The sequence below is a fragment of the Nocardia sp. NPDC023852 genome, assembly GCF_040639505.1.
Classification (GTDB): domain Bacteria; phylum Actinomycetota; class Actinomycetes; order Mycobacteriales; family Mycobacteriaceae; genus Nocardia.
This window is the reverse complement of record NZ_JBFAAB010000040.1, coordinates 20,956-38,514: the sequence shown is the minus strand read 5'-3', so window position 1 is coordinate 38,514 and position 17,559 is coordinate 20,956. Positions and strand designations below refer to the sequence as shown.

The 17,559-nt window shown below is 66.0% G+C and carries 14 protein-coding genes; 6 read left to right on the top strand and 8 right to left on the bottom strand.

The window, feature by feature from the left end; all coding sequences use genetic code 11:
* Positions 1-305: 305 nt before the first annotated feature.
* Genes AB0H00_RS30265 through AB0H00_RS30255 form a run of 3 tightly spaced genes read left to right on the top strand, consistent with a single transcriptional unit; the run spans position 306 to position 3,149 of the window.
* The gene (locus tag AB0H00_RS30265) at positions 306-1,112 is read left to right on the top strand and encodes an ATP-binding cassette domain-containing protein (protein ID WP_357272993.1); all 807 of its coding nucleotides are present in this window, start codon (positions 306-308) and stop codon (positions 1,110-1,112) included.
* Positions 1,109-2,134 carry an ABC transporter permease gene (locus AB0H00_RS30260; RefSeq protein WP_357272991.1) on the top strand — a complete coding sequence of 342 codons (1,026 nt, stop codon included), beginning with the start codon at positions 1,109-1,111 and terminating at the stop codon, positions 2,132-2,134. The genes AB0H00_RS30265 and AB0H00_RS30260 overlap by 4 nt, the downstream gene beginning before the upstream one ends.
* A 40-nt stretch (positions 2,135-2,174) precedes the next feature.
* Positions 2,175-3,149 (top strand): ABC transporter substrate-binding protein, encoded by a 975-nt coding sequence (locus AB0H00_RS30255; protein WP_357272988.1) that lies wholly within the window; start codon positions 2,175-2,177, stop codon positions 3,147-3,149.
* 96 nt (positions 3,150-3,245) lie between these two features.
* On the opposite strand, the gene AB0H00_RS30250 is transcribed toward AB0H00_RS30255, so the two are convergent.
* The 3 genes from AB0H00_RS30250 to AB0H00_RS30240 form a co-directional block, all read right to left on the bottom strand.
* Complete coding sequence (locus AB0H00_RS30250) at positions 3,246-5,885, bottom strand: hypothetical protein (protein ID WP_357272986.1); 2,640 nt, start codon at positions 5,883-5,885, stop codon at positions 3,246-3,248.
* A 216-nt stretch (positions 5,886-6,101) separates the two neighbouring features.
* On the bottom strand, positions 6,102-7,322 hold the full coding sequence (gene ilvA / locus AB0H00_RS30245; protein WP_357272984.1) for a threonine ammonia-lyase: 1,221 nt from the start codon (positions 7,320-7,322) through the stop codon (positions 6,102-6,104).
* 40 nt (positions 7,323-7,362) lie between these two features.
* Positions 7,363-8,523, bottom strand: coding sequence for a serine hydrolase domain-containing protein (locus AB0H00_RS30240; RefSeq protein ID WP_357272982.1), 1,161 nt, complete (start codon positions 8,521-8,523; stop codon positions 7,363-7,365).
* Positions 8,524-8,678: 155 nt separating this feature from the next.
* Between AB0H00_RS30240 and AB0H00_RS30235 the strand changes: the two genes are divergently transcribed.
* Genes AB0H00_RS30235 through AB0H00_RS30225 form a run of 3 tightly spaced genes read left to right on the top strand, consistent with a single transcriptional unit; the run spans position 8,679 to position 11,715 of the window.
* Positions 8,679-9,434 carry a GntR family transcriptional regulator gene (locus AB0H00_RS30235; RefSeq protein ID WP_357272980.1) on the top strand — a complete coding sequence of 252 codons (756 nt, stop codon included), beginning with the start codon at positions 8,679-8,681 and terminating at the stop codon, positions 9,432-9,434.
* Between the two features lie 53 nt (positions 9,435-9,487).
* Entirely contained in the window at positions 9,488-10,987 is a 1,500-nt protein-coding gene (locus AB0H00_RS30230) for an NCS1 family nucleobase:cation symporter-1 (RefSeq protein ID WP_357272978.1), read from the top strand.
* A complete protein-coding gene (locus AB0H00_RS30225; protein ID WP_357272976.1) occupies positions 10,987-11,715 on the top strand; it encodes an aspartate/glutamate racemase family protein in 729 nt (242 codons plus the stop codon). The genes AB0H00_RS30230 and AB0H00_RS30225 overlap by 1 nt, the downstream gene beginning before the upstream one ends.
* Before the next feature lie 6 nt (positions 11,716-11,721).
* Here AB0H00_RS30225 and AB0H00_RS30220 read toward each other — a convergent pair whose 3' ends face one another.
* The 5 genes from AB0H00_RS30220 to AB0H00_RS30200 form a co-directional block, all read right to left on the bottom strand.
* Positions 11,722-12,072 carry a hypothetical protein gene (locus tag AB0H00_RS30220; RefSeq protein WP_357272974.1) on the bottom strand — a complete coding sequence of 117 codons (351 nt, stop codon included), beginning with the start codon at positions 12,070-12,072 and terminating at the stop codon, positions 11,722-11,724.
* A gap of 234 nt (positions 12,073-12,306) precedes the next feature.
* Complete coding sequence (gene idi / locus AB0H00_RS30215; protein ID WP_357272972.1) at positions 12,307-12,882, bottom strand: isopentenyl-diphosphate Delta-isomerase; 576 nt, start codon at positions 12,880-12,882, stop codon at positions 12,307-12,309.
* Positions 12,879-13,751 carry a geranyl diphosphate 2-C-methyltransferase gene (locus AB0H00_RS30210; RefSeq protein ID WP_357272970.1) on the bottom strand — a complete coding sequence of 291 codons (873 nt, stop codon included), beginning with the start codon at positions 13,749-13,751 and terminating at the stop codon, positions 12,879-12,881. Before AB0H00_RS30210 ends, idi begins: the two co-directional genes overlap by 4 nt.
* Positions 13,752-13,782: 31 nt before the next feature.
* Complete coding sequence (locus AB0H00_RS30205) at positions 13,783-15,270, bottom strand: family 2 encapsulin nanocompartment cargo protein terpene cyclase (protein ID WP_357272968.1); 1,488 nt, start codon at positions 15,268-15,270, stop codon at positions 13,783-13,785.
* A 16-nt stretch (positions 15,271-15,286) separates the two neighbouring features.
* Entirely contained in the window at positions 15,287-16,693 is a 1,407-nt protein-coding gene (locus AB0H00_RS30200; protein ID WP_357272966.1) for a family 2B encapsulin nanocompartment shell protein, read from the bottom strand.
* Positions 16,694-17,559 lie beyond the last annotated feature (866 nt).

Here is a 17,559-nt window from a genome sequence, read left to right as displayed (position 1 = left end):
GCATCGGCAACATCGTGGCCGCCGCCCTGGTACTGCTGCATATCGAACACGGCCGAACGACCTGACCCCGACACGCCGCTACCCGGAAAGGCTCACTGACATTCGGCTCGGCGAGGGAATATAGTATGTGTTGGCTCTCCGTGCCTTCCGTTCGTTGTTCTCCCGACCGAAAATAATGGTTGCCCAGGTCGGCCCGGTTGCGCCATTCGCACTTTTCCGAATACGTCCCGTGCGACGAGCCGACGAATGTATCATCGGGCAATGGATTGGACACTCGCTCAGTGGATTTCACGTGGATGTGTCCGATGACCTCAGACGATTCGAAAATTCGGCCCGAGGCGACCGGCGAATCCGCGGTCGTGTTGGAAGCCGTCGGACTGGTGAAGCGCTATGGCGGCGTGGAAGCGTTGCGGGGCGCAGATTTTCAGGTGCGCGCCGGGGAGGTCGTCGCATTGATCGGCGACAACGGCGCCGGAAAATCGACCTTGGTGAAATGCCTTTCCGGCGCCGATCAACCGGATGCCGGGACCATCGTGCTCGACGGCGTTCCGGTCGTGCTGAATTCGCCGACGGCCGCGCGGAAACTCGGCGTGGAAACCGTGTATCAGGATCTCGCCGTCGCGCCGGATCTCGACCCCGCCGCGAATCTGTTCCTCGGAAGGGAACTCGTTCGACCCGGACTCCCGGGCAAGCTCGGCATGCTGGACAAGGCCGCGATGCGAGCCCGAGCGATCGAACACTTCCGGCGCCTCGGGGTGTCCTTACCGAGCGCCGACGTCCCGATCGGCGCGCTCTCCGGCGGACAGCGCCAGAGTGTCGCCGTCGCGCGAGCGGTGCTCTGGGCGAGCAAGGTTGTGTTCCTGGACGAGCCGACCGCGGCACTGGGTGTCGTGCAGCGCGACCGCGTCCTCGACGTCATTCGCCGGGTACGGGACCAGGGCGTCGCGGTAGTCCTGATCAGCCACAACATGCCGGAGGTTCGTGCGGTCGCCGACCGCGTCGAGGTGCTGCGGCTCGGCAGGCGGGTAGCTCGGTTCGCCGCCGCCGATGCGACGCTGGAGCAGTTGGTCGGCGCCATGACCGGCGCACTGTCCCATGAGGACGCTTCATGAGGGATATCGAGGCCGTCGCACCGGCCGAACGCACAGTCCTGCGGCGACAGCTGGGCGCCGGCACGGTGTGGATCGGCGTCGTGCTGGTGGTGCTGTGCGTGGTGTTCAGCCTCATCCGGCCCGACGCCTTCCCCACCCGGTTCACCCTGCAGACTCTGCTGATCGAAACGTCGGTGCTGCTGGTGCTTTCGGTCGGCATGACCTTCGTGATCATCACCTCCGGCATAGACCTTTCGGTCGGGACGGTGCTGATATTCGCAGGCGTGCTCGGCGCGAAATCCATGGAGTGGTTGAGCCCGAACGAGGACGCCACCGGCGCGGGCTGGGGCGTCATCGCGGTCGGGTTACTGTTGTCGGTCGCAGGCGGCGGAGTCTGGGGCCTGGTGAACGGCCTTCTGGTGGCCAAGGCCGGGGTTCCGCCGCTGATCGTCACGCTCGGTTCCTTCGGCGCCGCGCTGGGCGCGGCCCAGCTGATCACTGGAGGCGTGGACACCAGGACGGTGCCCGAAAAGTTGCGCGATTCATTGGGTTTCGGCACGTCGCTGGGGGGAGTGCCGAACCTGGTGCTGGTTGCGACCGTTGTGACGGTGCTGGCCGCCTGGGTGCTGCACACCACCCGGTTCGGTCGCTACACCTGTGCGATCGGCTCCGATCAGGAGGCCGCCCGCCGCTCCGGGATCGCGGTGACCCGGCATCTGGTTCTGGTGTATCTGCTTACCGGGTTGCTGGCTGGGCTTGCCGGGTTCATGAACCTGGCCTACTTCGGCACCACCACCATCGGCGGACACGGCACCGACAACGTGGATGCCATCGCAGGCGTGGTGATCGGCGGGACAAGCCTTTTCGGCGGTGCCGGCTCGATCGTGGGCACCGTGATCGGCGTTTTCATCCCGTCGGTGCTGAAGAAGGGTTTCGTTATCGCGCAGGTGCCGGTGTTCTGGCAGCCGATCGCCGTGAGCGTGGTTTTGGTTGCCGCGGTCTGGTTCGACCAAGCCCGTCGCAGGGCGCGGGACCGGAAGTAGAGATTCCTCGATAACAGAAAACAGTATGCGGAGGTGCCGGATGCGGGTGGCGAAACGTAACGCGGTGGTGATCGGCGCACTGGTGATGATCGGCACGCTGGTGGCGGGTTGCGTGGGAGGGGTGGGCAATTCGGGCGGCGGTGACAGCAAACGGCTCGTGCTGATCCCTGGCGTGGCCGACGAGCCGTTCTACATCTCCATGCAGTGCGGCGCGCAGGACGAAGCCGCGAAACTCGGCTACCGACTCGACACCCAGGCCCCTACGAAATTCGATGCCGGAGCGCAGACTCCAGTGCTTACCGGTGTGGTGGCCAACAAGCCCGGCGGCATCCTGATCGCGCCGACGCACGCCACCGCCATGGCTAATCCGCTTCGGCAGGCCGCGGCCGCGGGCATCAAGATCGTCGAGGTGGACACCGCGCTGGACGACACGTCCGTCGCGGTGTCGTCGATCTCGTCGGACAACAACAAGGGCGGTGCGCTCGCGGCCGCGACGCTGGCAAAGCTGGTCGGGGAGAAGGGGCCAGTTCTGGTGATCAACACCAAGGCGGGCACTTCCACCACCGACGAGCGGGCGCAGGGTTTCGAAGAGACGATCAAAAGGTACCCGGGCATCACCTCGCTCGGTGTGCAATACAACAACAACGAGGCGGCGCAGGCGGCGTCGATCGTCACCGCGACGCTGGCCGCACACCCCGATCTCGCGGGTGTGTTCGCCACCAACCTGAGTTCGGCCGAGGGCGCGGCGACCGGACTGCGCAACGCCAACAAGCTCGGACAGGTCAAGCTCGTCGGTTTCGACGCCAGCCCGAAGCAGGTCGAGGATTTGAAAGTCGGTACCGTGCAAGCGCTCATCGCCCAGGACCCGGCGGGGATCGGCGCCGAAGGCGTCGACCAGGCGGTCGCCGCTCTCGAGGGCAAGCCGGTCACCAGGAACATGCAGACCGCGATGATCGCGATCACCCATGCGGACATGGACGTCAACGCCAAGTACTTCTACAAACGCAGCTGCTGACCGCCGCCTGGTGAGGGACGTGCCGACCGGAAGCGCCGGACACCGGTCGGCACGTCCGGTCCGGCGGCATCGTCACTGAGTTCGCCGCGATCACAGTCAGTGGTTCTTCCCTCGGCGTGGGCGTCGAGCGGTTTCTGCTCGGACATCGTCGATGATGTCTTCGGGGACGAATCCGATGATGTCTTCGCGTGAGGCGATGTTCAGTTTCTGCAGGATCGCGGTTATCTGTGCGTCGATGGTTCTGATGGAGTTTCCGCGGCGCGCGGCTATTGCGGCATTGGTCCACCGGGCCGCCGCTAATATCGCGACCTCTTGCTCGGCGGTGGTCAACTCGTTCCAATAGGACGAGGCGGCTCGGCCTGCTGGACGGGATGCTGCCAGAGTGTTGATGGATAGTGTCCCCATGGCGAGTTGTTGCACCTCGTCGAGTTCGGGACGCAGCCGGGATCCTTGGGTTTCCGCTGCCGTGAACGCCTCTGGGCCGAGCGTCCGGCGGGCCACGGCGAGGGCTTTGTCGGCTTCATCGGCAAACGGCCCCAGCGCTTCGAGGCGAATGCCGAACTTGGCTTGTTGCGTGGCGGTTCCTCCGGCGAGTTGGGCGATTTCGGTAGCCCACGCGGTGAGCGCGTCGCGGTCGGGGTTCCCGGCGGCGATGGCGTCGGTGATGCATTGTGCCAATGACCACGCCCGAAACTGGACCGCCCAGAATCTCCCCCAGGGGTCGCGGGCGGGTAGCTGGTGTGTCAGTGCCTGCCGTTCGAAGTCCAATGCGGCGGTGGGATTGCCGTGTCTGGTCAAAGTGAGCGCCCACGCCAGCTGAGCCCAGGACTTCACCCACAAAGCACCCGAAGCGTTCGCTTCGTCGAGGTGATGTCGTGCGATCTGATGGGCTTGCTGCGCGGTTCCGAGTACACCTGCGGCCAGTGCCGCCCACAAGTCAGCCATTACGGCGGCGCCATAGTTGTCCAGGCGATGCCACTTTTCGCGGGCTCGCGTCAGAACAGTGATAGCTCGTGCATCACCGTGGGCCAGCAGCAGTTCGATGCCCCACGCAAATTCGACGACCGCGGGCAGGCCGATATCGGTCTCAGCGGTGCTTCGCCAGTTCTGTCTGCTGTGCGTATCCGGGATGCAGGCGGCGACGCAGTCCTCCAGCATCCGTTCGGCGTCCTCGGGCTCGCCCTGGCACAGGGTGAGCCATACGATCATCGCCATCGCCCCTATCTGGAGTTCGGCGGGTTGTGGGTCCAACGCCCGGGTGGCCTGTAAGGAGCGCATGGTCCACCGCCGCATCTCGCGCAACGGACCTTTCATGAAAGGAAATCGTAGGGCGAGCAGCCCGGAGCAGATTTCCAGGCCGACTGCCGCTTCGCCGGGTGTGGTAATGCTGGTGTCGATAGCGGTGAGGATGTTGTCCCACGCCGCGCGGGCCCAGTCCAGCAAGTCGTGTTCCGCGGGACCCAGCCAGTTGGCTGCGGCGTACGCGACTTTGTCGCGATAGTGGTGGCGGTGTCGTTCGGCCAGCCGTGCCGATTCGTCGGCTCGAACGGTGGAGTGTTGCTCGAGTTGTCGCCGAGCGAATATCCGAAGACTTTCCAGCAGCGAGTACCGGACTTTGGTCGGCGTGAAGTGCGCTGTGACCAGCGATCGGTCGACGAGGCGATCGAGCAGATCCTGGATCTCTTCTCTGGCCAGGCTCACTGCCCCCTCACGGGAAAGCGATGCGGGGTGGTCGTCATCTCCCGGTCTACGGTCTTCTCCGGGTTGCCGGTCGTCGGCGCAGACGCTTTCGATCGCATCCAGCTCCGCTCCCACATCGAGGGAAGCGCCGCTGTGGTCGTCCTCGGGATTGGTGTCGTATCCCGCGGCGAATACCGACATGCGCTCGAACAGCAGGCGTTCCTTGTCGGTGCACAGGTCATAGGACCAGGCGATCACATCCCCGACTCCTCGATGTCGGGGATCGGCTCCTACGCTGGGCCCGGGCGACCATCGCATACGTTTGTCGTCGGTTTCGTCACCACTGAGGTCCCCAAGGATCGCCGCCAACGGTTGGCGCACCAGTCGTGCCGCGGCCAGTCGGATGTACAGCGGGTGATCGTGCATGTGTCGGCAGATCAGGTCTGCTGTGGCGATCTGGTCGGCGCCGGTGACGGGGTGACCGGTGAGCTCGGATCGTTGCCGGAACAACGTCAGAGCCTGTCGGCGCGACAATGGAGGCACGACGATCAGATGCTCATCGACCCACCCGATCGGTTCACGGCTGGTCGCCAGAATGCTCAACCCCGGCACTGTTTCCAATAACGGAGTTATTACGGCACTGGCAGCGACCAGGACATGCTCGCAATTGTCCATTACCAGTATCGATTGTCGGTATCGCCCCACTGCGTCCACTTCGGTGAATGTGTCGACAAGCGCATCCCAGACCGATCGCCCGGAGAAATCCGGACCGATCACCGACTGGGCGATTTCTTCCTCGACCGCGTAGGCATCCGCACCCTTGGGCAGACGTGCCAGCCGCACCCAATGCACCGACACATGCCTGGCCATTTGGTAACGGCCGACAGCCTGCACTGCCAGTCTCGTTTTCCCGATACCACCCGAACCGATCAAGGTGATCAACCGCGTCGAATGCGCCAACATGGGGACGATCTTGTCCAGCTCATCCTCACGACCGACGAAATCACTTGCTTCCCACATCCGATCATGGGCCAGCTCACGACGCGGTACCGGCACAACGCCAAGAATAGTCTGCCTCCGCGGTCTGTCCAGATGTTTCTCGCGGCTGCGTCATGCCATCATCGCTGCCCACAGACCTGGCGGCGAGCGGTCGATCGACCTGCGCGTGAGGACGTCACGCAATGCACGCGCCGCTTGCCGTGAATAAGGATCGTTCACGGCGCGCGTCGTATTCGCGGCAGCGGCAATAGTCGCGGGCCGACAATTGTCGCGCTAATCCGCCGTGCGGACCGCGTATCCTGCGTTGGCCAGTGCGGTGAGGACGTCGTCGCGATGGGTGGGGCCCCTGGTCTCCAGGGTCAGGGACACTTCGACTTCATCGACCGCCAGCCAGGTGCCCGTCCTGGAGTGCGCCACGTCGACGACACTCGCTCCGGTCTTGCCGACCACCGCGAGCAGCGCGCTCAGTCCGCCGGGGCGGTCGGAAATAGTCACGCGCACAGCGAGATAACGGCCCGCCGCGCTCAAGCCGTGCCCGATCAGGCGGGTCAGCAGCAGCGGGTCGATATTGCCGCCGGACAGGATCGCACAGACATTCCCGCGGAGATCGAGTTCGTCCCGTGCGAAACTCATCAGCGCGGCGACGGCCGCCGCTCCGGCGGGCTCGACGATCAATTTCGCGCGCTCCAGACACAGCAGCAGCGCCGTCGACAGCGCTTCCTCGTCCACCGTCAGCATGGTCGAAACGTATTCGGCGACAGTGGCGAACGGCACGGCGCCCGGCAGGCCGACAGCAATGCCGTCGGCCATCGTCGACATCCGGCCGACCCGGACCGGCCGGCCCGCCGCCAGCGAATCCGGCCACGCCGCCGCCTCCGCCGCCTGCACCCCGATCACACGCACCTGTGGCGCCAGGTGGTGCAGCGCGACTGCCACACCGGCCAGCAGTCCGCCGCCCCCGGTCGGCACGATCACGGTGCCCACCTCGGGCAGTTGGTCCAGGATCTCCCTGCCGACTGTCGCCTGGCCTGCCACAATGTCGGGATGGTCGAACGGGTGGATCAGCGTCGCTCCGGTCCGGTCGGCGAAGTCCAGCGCGGCGTCGAGCGAGTCGTCGATGGTCTCGCCGACCTGGCGCACCTGCGCGCCGTACGCCTTGGTGGCCACCAGTTTCGGCAGTGACGCCCCGATCGGCATGAACACCGTCGATGCGATGCCGAGCGAGGTCGCCGCCCACGCGACCCCCTGCGCATGGTTGCCCGCGCTCGCGGCGACCACACCGCGCGCTCGCACGTCCTGGTGCAGGTTCGCGATCCGGTTGTAGGCACCACGCGGCTTGAACGACCCGGTCCGCTGCAAGTTTTCACACTTCAGCCAGACCTCGCTGCCCACGCACTCGGACAACACCCGAGACGCCACCATCGGCGTCCGCCGGATCACCGGAGCGAGCAACTGCGCGGCCGCCTCGACCCTCGCCATCTCGACCAATTCCATGCCGCCATGCTGCCATCCCGGGTAGCGGACGGCCCCGGTGTCAGGCGGTCCCGGCGAGGTTGTGCGCCAGCGCACCGAGCCGGGCCAGACGGCCGTCGCCGAGCGGTGTGACCCTGCTGCCGAGGCGATTGGTGATGAAGGCGAGCGACATCCCGGTGCTGGGATCGGCGAAACCGCCTGAGCCGCCGAGCCCGAAGTGGCCGAAGGCCGACACCGGCTCCGCCTTGGACGGCTTCATGGGCACGCCGTGGTAACCGAGCGCCCATGGAATCCGGAAGGCCAGGACATAGTCCGGAGTGAACACTTGGCGCTGGGTCATCCGCTCGATGGTTTCCGGGCGCAGCAACTGGTATCCGTCGAGTTGCCCGCCGTTGGCGAGCGCCCCGTACACGCGGGCCAGCGCGCGAGCGGAGAAGACGCCATTCAGGCCGGGCATCACCGAATCGTGTAGGCGTGGATCGGAAATCAGCTCGACGAACCCCGCGGGGGTGGTGTCGGCGGCGGCTGCGAATCGGGTGCGGCCCAGCAGTCGGGAGCTCCGCTCCCAGCTCAGGCCCGCGACGGTCAGACGTGGGAAGTTGGTGGCGATGCGTTCGCGTGCGGGCTCCGGGACGCGGAACCAGAGTTCTTCTGCGGCAAGTGGCTCCGCGATCTCGGTGCGTAGCACGTCGGTGTATTCCGCACCGGTGACCCGGCGTACCAATTCCGCGGCCAAGTGCCCGTAGGAGATGCCGTGATAGCCGCTGGTGACCCGATGCCGTGGGTCGGGAGCCGCGGCCGCGAGCGCCGCGGTCACCGCCGCGTCGTCGAAGAATGCGTCGATCGGCCCCGGCAGCAGCCCGCGCAGCCGGTGCAGCCCCGCCCGATGACTGAGCATGGCGCGCACAGTGATGCGTTCCTTGCCCGCGGCGGCGAACTCCGGCCAGTAGGTCGCGACCGGCTCGTCGTAATCGATCAGGCCGCGTTCCTCCAGCCGGTGCACCAGTGTGCTGGCGACGCCCTTGCTGGTGGAAAACGCCATGGCGACGGTGTCTCGCTGCCACGGCGTCTCGGGGTGTGCGAACCCGGCCCAGACGTCAACGGCCAGCTCGCCGTGCAGGTAGACCGCCAGGGCTCCACCGCCGTCGGACGGCTGCCGAAACAGCCGGTCGAACTCGGCGACCAGGCGTGCGAAGCGACGATCGACGAACTGTGCTGTCATCGGACACTCTCTGTCGTACGGTCTGTCCCAGCATCGCATGCCCTCGATACGGGGCTGGGTACCCTGCCACGTGACCGGTCGGTGCCGTGAGAAGACGTTTCCTGACTGTCACAAAGGTGACCGGGAACGCAACACGGCTCGCCTAGCGTGTTGCCATGCCACCGGGACGACGTTCGGCTCTGCTCGCGAGGTTGGTCGTCGATGAACCCGGCCGGCCGCAAGTGATCCTCGGCGAACTACGCCGGGTGATCCTGGACGGTGCGGTGCCGCCCTGCACCGTCATCCCGCTGCGCGAGGTGGCGGAGCTGTTCGGGGTAAGCCATATCCCGGTGCGCGAGGCGCTCAAGACGCTGATCGGGGAGGGCCTGGTCACGCACGAGCCACACAGCGGGTACACGGTGGCCCAGCTGACCGCCACCGAACTGCGCGAGATGTACATCGTGCGCGAGACCCTGGAGACGGCGTCACTGGCCGCGGCGGCGATGAATCACTCGGCCGCCGACCGTGCGGAGTTGCTGGAGGTGAACGCGAGCCTCGAACAAGCCATCCGCGACGACGACCCGGTCGCCTACCATCGCCGGTCCCGGGTCTTCCATGTCGCGCTGACCAGGCCGTCGCGGATGTTCCGGCTGCTGCACATGCTCGAATCGGCATGGAACGTCACCGAGCCGGTGCAGTCGATGGTGCACATCGGCCCGGCCGACCGGGTGCGCTTGCACACCGACCACGCAGTGATGCTCGACGCGTTCCTCGCCAGGGACGTCGATCGCCTCCTCCTCGTCGCCGAAGGGCATCACCGCAGGTTGGAGACGGTGATCGCGACGTTGCCCAGCAACACGGGGTTGCTGGCGCCGGAAGATATATCTGCGGCGCAATGGGCGGGAAATAACCGCGCAACGGGCGGGCAATAGCCGGTTCCTACCGTCGTTTCGATCACAGTTCCACCGTCGGATCGGAAACGCCCATGACCGAAACCATCGCCCCGTTGCCGCCGCGCGCCGTGCCGCCTGTCCCCGCACCACCCGCCGAGTACGCTCCGCGGCTCACCAACAAGGACCTGGTGCCGCTGCACACGCAGAGCTGGGGCTCCTACAACATCTTCGCGTTCTGGATGTCGGACGTGCACAGCGTCGGCGGCTACGTCACCGCGGGCAGCCTGTTCGCGCTCGGCCTCGCCAGCTGGCAGGTGCTCGCGGCCCTGCTGATCGGCATCGCCGTGGTCTACTTCTTCTGCAACCTGGTCGCGAAGCCGAGTCAGGTCACCGGCGTGCCGTATCCGGTCATCTGCCGTAGCGCGTTCGGCGTGCTCGGCGCCAACATCCCGGCCATCATCCGCGGCTTGATCGCGGTGGCCTGGTACGGGATCCAGACGTTTCTCGCCTCGGCGGCGCTGGACGTGGTTCTGGTGAAGCTCTTTCCCTCGCTCGCGCCCTACGCAGTGGCCGACGACTACGGCTTCCTCGGCCTTTCGCTGCTCGGTTGGGGCAGCTACCTGACGCTGTGGGTAGTGCAGGCCTGCGTGTTCTGGCGGGGTATGGAATCCATCCGCAGGTTCATCGACTTCTGCGGGCCCGCGGTGTACGTGGTGATGTTCCTGCTGTGCGGCTACCTGATCGCGAAAGCCGGCTGGGGCGCCATCGACCTGAGCCTCGGTGCGGTGAAGTACTCCGGATGGGATTCGGTGCCGGTGATGCTCGGCGCCATCGCGCTCGTCGTGTCCTACTTCTCCGGCCCGATGCTGAACTTCGGCGATTTCTCCCGCTACGGAAAATCCTTCGCCGCGGTGCGCCGGGGCAACCTGCTCGGCCTTCCACTGAACTTCCTGTTGTTCTCGCTGCTGGTGGTGATCACCGCCTCGCTGACGGTTCCGGTCTACGGTGAGTTGATCACCGACCCGGTCACCACGGTCGCGCGCATCGACAGCACGTTCGCGATCGTGCTCGGCGCGCTGACGTTCACCATCGCCACCATCGGCATCAATATCGTCGCGAATTTCATCTCGCCGGCCTTCGACTTCTCACACGTGAGCCCGCAGCGGATCAGCTGGCGCGCGGGCGGCATGATCGCGGCAGTCGGCTCGGTGCTGATCACGCCATGGAACCTGTACAACAACCCGGAGGTCATCCACTACACCCTGGAGGTGCTCGGTGCGTTCATCGGCCCGCTGTTCGGAGTGCTTATCGCCGACTACTACCTGGTGCGTAAACAGCGCGTGGTAGTGGCCGACCTGTTCACCCTGTCGACGACCGGAAGCTATTGGTACCGCAAGGGATACAATCCTGCCGCGGTGATCGCGACGGTGATCGGCGCGCTGGTCGCCGTGATACCGGTGCTGGCCAAGGACATCGCCGGCATGTACACCGCGGCGCAGTACAGCTGGTTCATCGGTTGCGGTCTCGGGTTCGTCGCCTACTACGCGCTGGCCACCAGGACACGGCTGGCGGTGCAAGGAATTCCGACCTGATGCGCATCCGCGTGATCAACCCGAACACCACCCGGTCGATGACCGACACGATCGAGGAGTGCGCCAGGGGCGTCGTGGGCCCCGGTACCCTCCTCGACGCGGTGACTTCCGAGATGGGACCCGCTTCGATCGAGAGTCACTACGACGAAGCGCTCAGCGTCCCCGGCCTTCTCGTCGCGATCCGGCGCGGTGAGGCCGAAGGAGTCGACGGCTACGTGCTTGCCTGTTTCGGTGATCCGGGCCTCGACGCCGCCCGGGAGGTGGCCAGGGGACCGGTGATCGGCATCGCCGAGGCGGCCATGCACACGGCAAGTCATCTCGGTCGTGGATTCAGCGTGGTCACCACGTTGGGGCGGACCGTCGGCCGGGCCGCCGATCTGGTCGAAGGCTATGGCATGCAACGGTTCTGCCGCGGCATCCACGCGTGTGAGATCCCGGTGCTCGCGCTGGACAGCGATCCGGACGCGCGCACGATCATCACCGAGACGTGCCGGGAGGCGGTGGCGGCGGATGGAGCCGACGCCATCGTCCTGGGGTGCGCCGGCATGGCCGAACTGTGCGCATACCTGGGCGCCGAGGTGGGCGTGCCGGTGGTCGATGGCGTGGCGGCCGCGACACTCACCGTGCAATCGCTGATCACACTCGGTTTACGGAAGTCGGGGCGGGGAGAGTTCGCCACGCCACCACCCAAGCCGTACACCGGCCCGCTGCGGTCGTTCGGTTCCTGACCGGGATCAGGCAGCCACGGCGGAGACGAGCTTGCGTAGCTCGCCGTCCGGGTCGGCGACGTCGACAACTAGCCGGGTGACTTCCGCGTTCGCCAGGTCGACCCGGATCGCGCGACCGTCGAAGCGGGTGTCCCAGAACTCCTTACGGCCCTTGCCGCGGAACGTGCCCGCTGCGATCACGCCGGGGAAGAACGTGCCGGGCGCGCGCATCCACGGCGGGCGGCGGTCCACCCCGGCTTTGCCGAGTGCAATGATGTCGGACAGATCGAAGGTCAGCTGGTCCCGCAGCGCGAGTAGCTGATGCGCACCGACCACGTGGACCGTCACTGTCGTTCCCGTGACCTCGAACTCGACCATCGGGCACCTCACTTCATCGAGAACTCGTACACCATCAAGGATGCGGAACGGTCCTGGTCAAAGCCTGTGCCGTTCTTATGAGTTCTCTCAGTTTCGGAACATTTCGTTACGCCGAGATTTTGATACTTTGCTACGTTGATATGCGCATCAAAACATATGTCGTCGATTATGAGATGACGGTGGATCGGATCGGCGGCTGCCGCGGTACCGGGATTCGGCAGCGCGTCGGGAAGGTCAGCGCAGCGACATTCCGGTTCCCCGAGCGTGGTCGGCGACGTCGAGGACCCCGGCCAGCCAGGGGGTGTAGGCGTCTGGATCGCTGGCCAGCGCGTCGCGCAGCGCGTCCAGCTGGACCCACGCGTAGTCGGCGACCTCGTCCGGGTCGGGCCGTGGTGTGCCGACGTCCAGCTGTCCGATCAGCACGTGGTCCCATTCGAACTCGACGCGCTTGGTGCGCAGGTCCTCGGCGCGGTAGCGGTAGATCCCCGCCTCGGTGAGCACGGCGGTCAGACCCAGCTCCTCGGAAAGCCGCCGCGCCGCTGCTGCGGCGACCGGCTCGCCCGGAGCGGGGTGGCCGCAGCAGGTGTTGGCCCATAGCGAGGGGAACCGGGTCTTCGCCGCCGCACGCTGCTGCAACAGCACCCGGCCCGCCGTGTCGAACAGCAGCACGGAGAATGCACGGTGCAACCGTCCCGGCGCCTGATGGGCTTCGGCGACGGGGCACGCGCCGACGGCGTGCCCCGTCTCGTCGACGAGCTCGATGAGCAGGGCTTCGCGGTCGATGATCGGCTGGGCGATGCTGTCGGTCACCTGCCCACCCTATCGGCGGCGATCAGCAGATACTGGAAGCTACCCTCTTGGTACGCGGTCAGGAACCGCTTCTCGACTCCCGTCGCGAGCTCGGATTTCGTGCGCAGTTCCCAGTATGGGATGGTGGCAGCGGTGAGGTCGGTCACTTCGACCGGCACCAGGTGATTGTCGGCCAAGGCGCGGAAGTACTCGCTGCGTGGATGGATCATGCAGCCGTAGTGCGCGTCGATCCAGCTGACCGAGGATGAGCGACCTCCGATCACGTCGTTGGAGCAGCCGGTGATGCACACGTAGCGCCCTCCAGGCTCGAGGAGCCGGGCGAACTCGCGAAACAGGTCGAACAAGTCCACGTACATCGTGGTCTCGTTGGTCCAGATGCCGCGCATGGAGGCGGGCTCGAATCCGGTCTCCAGCATGTTGCGGAAGTGGAACCGCACCTTGTCCGCCACTCCACGGTGCGAGGCTTGGCCGTTGGCGAAGCCGACCTGGTACTCGGATATGGTCACGCCGTCCACCTGGCAGCCGAATCGTTGGTTGGCCATCAAGCTGGTGCCTCCACGACCGGACCCGCCGTCCATCAGCCGATCGCCGGCGCGGACGTCGCCGAGGTGGTCGAGCAGGAAGTCCGCCTGGGCGTTTTCCAGCCGGTGCAGCTCCTTGACGATGCGGTCCTGGCGGGTGTCCTCCGGTCCGGTCAGTACGGACAGGTCGGGGTCACCGATACCGTAGTGGTGGTGGTAGAGGCCGTCGACCTCGCCGAGCTTGGTGTTGACCCGGTCGTCGTTCGGGTTGTCGTTCCAATACGCGGCCACGGACTTCTGGTAGGTGGTGCGCAGAACGGGACCCGTAGACGGGTTGAGAATGGTCATGCGTGATCATCCTTTCTCGTCGCGGTGCTGCCTATTTCACTTCGTTGTAGCGTTTGCTGTCGGCGTGCCAGGCTCGGTTGCCGCCCATCCAGGCCCACAGGCCCGCGAGGAAGCGGCGTAGTTCCGCCGATCCCGCCGCGGCCAGGGGGGCTGCCTCGCGTTCGAACCGGTGCACCAGTTCGTCGTGCACATCGGCGGTGCGCAGCACGGCTTCGCGCCGCGAGCAGCGCTCCTCGGCGGCGAGGACCGTCGGCAAGTTGAATTCTCTGCCGTCCGAAAGGTCTTCGCGTGCCATGGAATACAGGTCGTTCACCATCTGGCTGGCCAGCGCGGCCGTGGTGACAACCCGCCGGACCGCCGGATCGGTGTACTCCGCGGCCCGCAGCTCGTAGCCACCAACCACGTCGATCGGGGCCATGCACGGCAGGAAGCTGTGTGGCTGCCGATTGGTGAGGTACTCCCATACGGGCGGCATCCGTCCCGCCGAGCGCCAACCCGCTTCCGCGGCGAGCGCGATGAACCAGCCCGCGATCTCGGTGCGTAGCCGGGCGAGCTGCGCCGGGCCGGCGTAACGGCCCAGGTGCTCGAAGGACGTGCGGAACGCCCGTAAGATCGGGTCGGCGTCGAGGGCCGCTTCCAGCTGGGCGACATACCGTGCAGGCAGGTGGACCGGATCGATGGCGGCGGCGGCCAATTCGAGCCGGGGTCCCAACTCTGCCTCGGCGCTGGACCGAGTGCCGTCCGGCGCCGAGTCGTCGGCGTCCTCCTCGCAGTAGTAATCGTCCACGGACCATTCCGAGACCGCGCACTTCGCCGCCGCCAACAGCCGGTCCGGGTCGTCGCAGTCGGGATGCGCGAGCATGATCAGCCGCCCGAAATCGGCGGCACGTAGTTCCTCGAGTCGCCCCTCGTAGAGCCCGATGTCGCCGGCCCAAGCGAGGATTCCATCGTTGACCGCTGCGGCGAGCGCGGGATTGTCGCGCAACGGCGGCGGACAGTACAGCGGTGGAATCGGGGTCTCCCGGCGAGCGCTGTTCGCCGAGGCGGTTCCCAGCCCGGTCGGCCCCCGCGGAATACGCGCAGCTCGGTGCGTCGCATACCCGCCGGGCCCTTCAGGTTTCGCGGGGATCAGGTCGGTAACCCGCTGTGCCTCAGCAACCTCAGTAGAGGTCGCTGGCGAAGCGGCCGCCGGTGCGCGACTTGCGGTGGACGGCGCATGTCCGACTTGCGGGGCTACTGTCGCGTCACGCGTTACCGTGGCCGCGTCGTTGGGCAGTGGCGTGGCGCGCCTAGGGGACGGGAGCAACAACGCGGCAGCACCGAGACCGGACGGGCCGAGCAGCGTACGCGGTACGGCGCTCGCCTGCTCGGCTTCTCGCGGGTCGACCGCCGAGATAAGTATCTCCGTGGAGAACAGCCGCCGTGGAGCGGCGGTCCGAGTGTTGGTCAGGAGCGCGGCGACGGTGGCGGCCACCTCATGGGTGGCCTGCGTCGCCGCGGCGCGGGAGAGCACCGACATCCCTCATCCCCCTCGGTCAGACCGCTTGCCGGGCGACCAGGATGTTGTCGAGCACCCCGAGCGCGTCCGGCACCAGCACTGCCGCCGAGTAGTAGCAGCTGACCAGGTAGGAGATGATCGATTGGTCGTCGATGCCCTTGAAACGCACGTTGAGGCTGGGCTCGTACTCGTCCGGAATACCAGTTTGGTGCAGGCCGATTACGCCCTGGTCCTTCTCGCCCGTGCGCATGGCCAAAATCGAGGTGGTGTGGTTGCCACTGACCGGGATCTTGCCGCACGGGAGGATCGGCACGCCGCGCCACGCGGGCACCCGGGATCCGTCCACCTCGACCGGATCCGGGTAGAGCCCGCGCTTGGTGCATTCACGCCCGAAGGCGGCGATCGCCTTCGGATGTGCCAGAAAGAGTTTCGTGCTGCGTCGCATGCTCAGCAGCTCATCCATGTCGTCGGGCGTAGGCGGGCCGGATTCGGTGTAGATGCGCTGTTTCAGGTCGCAGTTGTGCAGGAGTCCGAAATCCGGGTTGTTGACCAGGTCGTTTTCGCGGCGTTCGTAGAGCGCCTCGATGGTCAGCCGGAGCTGCTGCTCGACCTGGTTCATCGGATCGTTGAACAGATCGGCGACCCTGGTGTGCACACGCAGCACGCTCTGCGCCAGGCTCAGCTCGTACTGGCGGGGGGAGGCGTCGTAATCGACGAACGTGCCTTCGAGCAGCGGCTCGCCCGAGTGACCTGAGGCGATCTCGATATCGGCCTCGCCCTTGGTGTTCTGCGCCCGCGTGGGCGTGGCCGCGACGCGGGACAGTTGCTCCCGCAGCGCCGGGGTGTATTCGAGCATTTCCTGCAGGGCTTGCCGAGGGAGTATCAGCATGGTCGTCTTCGTGACGGTCTTGACCGTGACCGGCCAGATCGCCGACGGGTCGGTGAGCATGGCGTCGCCGAAGTAGTCGCCACCCGCGAGCATACCGAGCATGGTCGGTTCGCCGTATTCCCCCGACCCGATCTTGCTCAGCTTGCCGTGCACGATCAGCATGACCTGATTCATCGGATTGCCGAATTCCGCTAGGACGGTGCCGGGTTCGAGATCACGCTGTTCGAAGCGCTGCGCGAGAGCGCGCAACACCTCCTCGTCGTCGAAGTCACGTAATTGCGGAAGTTCCCGCAGTTCCAGGGGAATGACCTTCGCGGTGGATCCGTCGATGACGAATTCCACCTCACCGTTGCCAACGGTGTGCGACAGGCGGCGGTTCACCCGATACACACCGCCATTGACCTGCGTCCATGGCAGCGCACGTGTGAGCCAGCGCGAGCTGATGCCCTGCATCTGCGGTTCGGATTTGGTGGTGTGCGCAAGCAAGCCCGCGGTGGAGGTGCTGAGGCTCTTGCGAATGTTGTCTTCTGTTTGGACTGGCATTTCGATGGTCATGCGTGGTCCTCACCTCGAGATGGTCACCGAGACGATCAATGATGACGTTCGGAGTCGGACTGATTCAGAATCGCCGAAAGTTCAGAGTCAGTGCCTGTTCACAAAATATTCGCAGGCACGCATGCCCGTGCAGCTGCTCGATTCAGGAAATCGTATGTCTGGCAAAGTGTTCCGGACGCCATCGATGGTAAGCCGCGAAACCGGCTGTGCGCAGAGGAATTTCGAAGTTGCCCCGAAGGGCCGCAAATCGTCACGACACGCGCTCGGTTCCGTAACCCGCGGCAGCATTCCGGTGAATCGCCGAATGCCCTTCTCGTCGCTTCGGATCACCAATCGTCGATCTTCGGGTTCACCTGGACCTATGGACTGCCCATCTGTTCGGACTTTCCGGTTATCACCGGCTCGGTTGCCGTGCTCACCACGGGCGGAATTCCGCTGGCCACGGTGCGGCGGACGTTCGAGCCCGGTCGGCGAGAACGACATGGCCAACGGTGCTGAGCATCGACGGCGTGGGCGAAGCCCGCGCTCTGCCGGATCGCCGCCGCGACCATGAGACTCACGACGCCGCCCAATGGGTCGCCGGCGCGGCCGCGGCGGTCGGCACGCGGTATCTCGAACCCCGGCCTACTCGGAGCCGGAGCGTACGTTGCCACCCCGGGATCCGGTCGAGTGCGCCGGCAACGTCTCGAGTGCATTCCCGCCCGCGCGGCGAGCCGGACGGGAGCCGAGGGCGTTCGAGCGCGGCCCGGCGTAGGAAATCGCCTCGGTGGGCTATCCGCCGAGCGTGGGCCTCTAGGTGCTCGCGGCCATGCCCGTGCACGTCTTGGGCGGCTGACCATGGGCTACCTGGCATGGATCGGGTCACA